Below are 3,265 nucleotides of genomic sequence, written 5' to 3' on the forward strand. Positions count from 1 at the left end.
GTCCGCCGTCGGGGCCGCACCGCGTGTCCTGGTCGGTCGCCGGTCGGCCGGGTCAGCCGGCGAAGGCTTCGACGAGGGTCCAGGCGGCCAGGGCGGCCATGCAGGCACCGCCGATGCGCTGCACGGTCTTCAGGGGCACGCGCTTGGCGATGAACCGGCCGACGAGGAGGGCGAGGGCGGAGACGGACATCAGGGCGGCGGCGGAGCCGATGGCGGTGGGGAGCCAGCCGTTGGTGGCGGCGAGGTTGGCGGTGGTGATCTGGGTGAGGTCGCCCCATTCGCTGATGAAGACGGCCATGAACGCGGTGGTGCAGACGGGCCGGAAGCCGGTGACGGTCCTGGTGCCTGCCTCGTCGGCGGCAGGCTCGCCTACCGCTACGGCGTACGGGTCGCCGACGAGAGCATCCAGGCCGAGGGATACACGCCCGGCCGCGGCGCGAGGAACGCCCGTTCCGCCGTGCGGCCCGGCCCGCGCACCTGACACGGCGGCCGGTGCCGTCCGGTTGCCCTCGACATGCTCACCCCTCGGGAGTTCCGCACGGACATCGCCGCACTGATCACCTGGGTGGTCACCGCCCTCGGCGGCTCCTACCTGCTCGGCATCTGGATCCGACGCGACGGAATCCGGCAACAGCGATCCGGCACCAGCAGTCTGCCCGCACCGGCCGTCTTCGGGCACTTCGCCCTGGCCGCGATCGGGCTGGTGGTGTGGATCATCTATGTCGTGGCCGACAAGAGTGCCCTGGCCCGGACTTCGTTCGGTCCGCTGCTGCCGGTCGCCCTGCTGGGATTCGTGATGCCGGCCCGCTGGGTCCCCGTCCACCGCGGCCGCGCCACGGCCGGGCCGGCGCCGGCAGCCGCAACCGCTCCGGGAGCCGAAGGGGCCGTCCCCGCCGAACGGCACTTCCCGCTCGCGGTGGTGCTGGTGCACGGCCTGCTCACCGTCGCCACCCTCGTCCTGGTCCCGCTCACCACCCTGGGCATCGGCGGCGGCTGACATGACCGAGCGCCCGCACCGCAACACTGCCCGAATGGATCCGCACGACGGGGACGGGACGGCACCCGCACGGCCCGCCCTGCGAGTGGTCCACGAGCCCGGCGGCATCGACCTGGCCGCCGCCGCCGAACACGCTCTCATCCACGCAGTCCCCAGGCTGACGGCCGCGACCGTCCACACCGACCATGTCCCCACCGCCGGCCACGACCCGCACGCCTCCCTCGCCCACCACGGCGATCGGCCCCCGGGCGTTGTCAGTGGTGGCTGAAAGGATCACCGGATGACACACCCCGCTGCTGCCATCACCGCCTACTGGGACGCCGCCGCCGACGACTTCGACGACGAGCCGGACCACGGCCTGCGCGCCGCGGACACCCGCGCCGCGTGGGCGAACCTCCTGACCGCCTGGCTCCCGCCCCACCCGGTGGACGTGCTGGACATCGGCTGCGGCACCGGATCGCTCTCCGAACTGATCGCCGAGGCCGGGCACCGGGTCACCGGCGTGGACCTGGCTCCGCGGATGATCGAGCAGGCCCGGGCCAAGCTCACGGCCGCCGGCCTGCAGGGCCGGTTCCTGGTCGGCGACGCCGCCCTGCCGCCCACCGGCCGGGAGAAGTTCGACGTCCTGCTCTCCCGCCACCTTGTGTGGACCCTGCCCGACCCGCACGCCGCCTTGAACGAGTGGGTCGGCCGCATCCGCCCCGGCGGCCTCCTCGCCCTCATCGAGGGCCGCTGGCGCGAGGCAGGACAGAGCGGAGTTCCGTACGTCGTCGGCGCCGACACACTGCCGTGGCACCGGGGCATCACCGCCGACGACCTGGCGGAGGCGGTGCGCCCGCTCGTCAGCGACCTGCGCATCGAACCCCTCAGCGCCGATGCCGCCCTGTGGGGCGGCCCGGTGACCGACGAACGCTACGCCCTGATCGCACAGGTCTGACCGCGCTCTGCTCACGGACGTGCAAAGACGGATCCCGCCTTCCGCGCCCGGCGGTCGGGGGCCGTCGTAGTGCGCCGGTAACACGCGACGACCGTGACGCTCAGCTACATGCCGGTTGGCGGCAGCAACGCGAGCGTCAGCCTGATCAGCACGGCGCCGACTCGTCGCCGGACGTCTGTTCGTTCTCCACTGCTGGGCCTCTGGGAGGTTCGCGGCGATGTCCGCGGGCTTGTGCGCAAATCCGTTCCACTCCTCGAAGGACCCGTGCGTTACCGGGAAGACGGCCCCTGCGGAGTGAACGAGCCCGATGCGCGTGTCGGCCGCGCCCCCGGCGAAGGGCGTCCGTCCCGCCCGCCCGCGTCGCCGCCGTTGGGGCGCCCGCTGCATGCCCTTTGCTCACAGGACCCAAGACCTCTGAAGGGTCCCCTTGCGGCCCGGGCGCGGGTGTCGAAGCAGCAACGGCACGGTATGAGCGATCTTCCCCTTCCTCCCGCACCATGACGGGATCGCCTTGCGCGGGCTCCTGCGAGCGCGGGCGAGCCTTTTTGGTTCCGCGATTTTCGGCTGACTCCTGTCAGAGTTCCCTCTCTTGCGTCATCCCTGATCACCTACGTGGCGCCCGCGGCGCCTCTGCGCCCGCCCTTCCGCGGTGCGGATTCCCTTCCCCTGCGAACCGGGTTGTTCCACTGCCCTCCCGAACTGGTGATGCCGACTCCTGCCGGGTCAAACGTGCTATCGATCACTCTGCTCGTATGAACACCTGCGAGGATGTCGATCTGGCTGGTAAATGCTTTCGAGAGAGCAGGTGCGTGTGTGACGGTAGAAACTCCAGTCCTGCCCATGAGAGGAAGAAAATGAAGCTTTCCGTGCGCCGTTCCCTCGGTGTTGCAGTAGTCGCCGCAGCCGCCCTGGCCGCCACGGTCGTGCCTGCCACGGCCGCCACGGCGTCCACCAACGGGGTGCTGATCAACCGTACGAACTGCAACGAGCACGGCTACTTAGAAATCCACAACAACAGCGGTCGCGACACGCTCTGTTTCGCCAACGCCGGAATGATGCCCGTCGCCATCTACGGCGTGAACTGGGTCGAGTCCGGAAACAATGTCGTGACCCTCCAGTTCCAGCGGAACCTGAGCGACCCGAGGCTCGAGTCCATCACCCTTCAGAAGTGGAGCTCGTGGAACCCGGGCCACATCCACCAGATCATATCGATCCGGATCCACTGATATCGAAGAACGGCCGGGGGCGCCTTTCGGGGCGCCCCTTTTCGGACGGCTTTCCTATGGCGCGATCGGTCGTTGATTGTGCATGGCGAATCTGGTCGAGCGGCT

Annotated in this window: 4 protein-coding genes and 1 pseudogene; 4 read left to right on the top strand and 1 reads right to left on the bottom strand. The window is 70.0% G+C overall.

Annotated elements, in window-relative coordinates; all coding sequences use genetic code 11:
* Window positions 1-52: 52 nt before the first annotated feature.
* A pseudogene (locus RH94_RS29615) lies at window positions 53-355 on the bottom strand (TMEM165/GDT1 family protein); the annotation flags it as partial.
* 159 nt (window positions 356-514) lie between these two features.
* On the opposite strand from RH94_RS29615, the gene RH94_RS29620 reads away from it, so the two are divergent.
* The 4 genes from RH94_RS29620 to RH94_RS29635 all read left to right on the top strand — a co-directional run bounded on the left by RH94_RS29620 (window position 515) and on the right by RH94_RS29635 (window position 3,160).
* A complete protein-coding gene (locus tag RH94_RS29620) occupies window positions 515-997 on the top strand; it encodes a hypothetical protein (RefSeq protein ID WP_073951433.1) in 483 nt (160 codons plus the stop codon).
* 34 nt (window positions 998-1,031) lie between these two features.
* Complete coding sequence (locus RH94_RS29625; RefSeq protein ID WP_073951434.1) at window positions 1,032-1,265, top strand: hypothetical protein; 234 nt, start codon at window positions 1,032-1,034, stop codon at window positions 1,263-1,265.
* 12 nt (window positions 1,266-1,277) lie between these two features.
* Window positions 1,278-1,934 carry a class I SAM-dependent methyltransferase gene (locus tag RH94_RS29630; RefSeq protein ID WP_073951435.1) on the top strand — a complete coding sequence of 219 codons (657 nt, stop codon included), beginning with the start codon at window positions 1,278-1,280 and terminating at the stop codon, window positions 1,932-1,934.
* An 854-nt stretch (window positions 1,935-2,788) separates the two neighbouring features.
* Entirely contained in the window at window positions 2,789-3,160 is a 372-nt protein-coding gene (locus RH94_RS29635) for a beta/gamma crystallin domain-containing protein (protein WP_073951436.1), read from the top strand.
* Window positions 3,161-3,265 lie beyond the last annotated feature (105 nt).

This window comes from Streptomyces kebangsaanensis (assembly GCF_001906585.1).
In the GTDB taxonomy this organism is placed as follows: Bacteria; Actinomycetota; Actinomycetes; order Streptomycetales; family Streptomycetaceae; genus Streptomyces; species Streptomyces kebangsaanensis.

Coding starts and splice junctions, on each gene's coding strand:
- RH94_RS29620 (WP_073951433.1), top strand. CDS start 515: ATGCTCACCCCTCGGGAGTTCCGCACGGACATCGCCGCACTGATCACC.
- RH94_RS29625 (WP_073951434.1), top strand. CDS start 1,032: ATGGATCCGCACGACGGGGACGGGACGGCACCCGCACGGCCCGCCCTG.
- RH94_RS29630 (WP_073951435.1), top strand. CDS start 1,278: ATGACACACCCCGCTGCTGCCATCACCGCCTACTGGGACGCCGCCGCC.
- RH94_RS29635 (WP_073951436.1), top strand. CDS start 2,789: ATGAAGCTTTCCGTGCGCCGTTCCCTCGGTGTTGCAGTAGTCGCCGCA.